The organism is Azotobacter armeniacus (genome assembly GCF_054779355.1).
In genome coordinates this window covers 14,923-15,744 of record NZ_BAAGYK010000115.1, presented here as the reverse complement: position 1 = coordinate 15,744, position 822 = coordinate 14,923, and the positions used below count along the sequence as shown (strand labels likewise).

Genomic DNA, 822 nt, shown 5'->3' with positions numbered 1-822 from the left:
CCCGGCGTGCTGGCGATGCTGCTGACCACCAAGTACGTCGACGGCCTGCCGCTGCACCGCTTCGAGAAGGTGCTCGCCCGCCACGGCGTCGAGATCCCCCGGCAGACCCTGGCGCGCTGGGCGATCCGCTGCGCCGGGCAGCTGCAACCCTTGCTCAACCTGATGCGCGACCGGCTGCTGGAAGGCCCGGTGATCCACTGCGACGAGACGCGGGTGCAGGTGCTCAAGGAGCCGGACCGGGATCCCTCCAGCCAGTCCTGGATGTGGGTACAGACCGGCGGCCCGCCGGAGCAGCCGGTCGTCCTCTTCGACTACAGCCCCAGCCGGGCACAGGAGGTGCCCTTGCGCCTGCTCGCCGGCTACCGCGGCTACCTGATGACCGACGACTACGCCGGCTACAACGCCCTGGCCGCGCAACCGGGCATCGAGCGCCAGGGCTGCTGGGCCCATGCCCGGCGCAAGTTCGTCGAGGCGCAGCAGGTGCAGCCCAAAGGCAAGATCGGGCGCGCCGACCAGGCGTTGGCCTGGATCAATCGGCTCTATGCCATCGAGCGCGAACTCAGGCAGGCCAGCGATGCCGAACGCCTGGAGGCGCGCCAGCAGCGCAGCCTGCCGGTCCTCGCCCAGCTCAAGGCCTGGCTGGACAAGACCCAGCCGCAGGTCACGGCGCAGACTGCCCTGGGCAAGGCGGTGAACTACCTGGCCAGCAACTGGAGCCGGCTCATTCGCTATACCGAGGCGGGCTACCTGCCGATCGACAACAACCGTGCCGAACGGGCCATTCGCCCGTTCGTCATCGGCCGCAAGAACTGGCTGTTCAGC

The 822-nt window shown here is 69.3% G+C and carries 1 protein-coding gene; it reads left to right on the top strand.

Going from position 1 to position 822, the window contains the following annotated elements; genetic code table 11:
* The coding region (tnpC, locus tag ACYVD0_RS15240) for an IS66 family transposase (RefSeq protein ID WP_460427593.1) at positions 1–822 on the top strand (822 nt) is incomplete at both ends.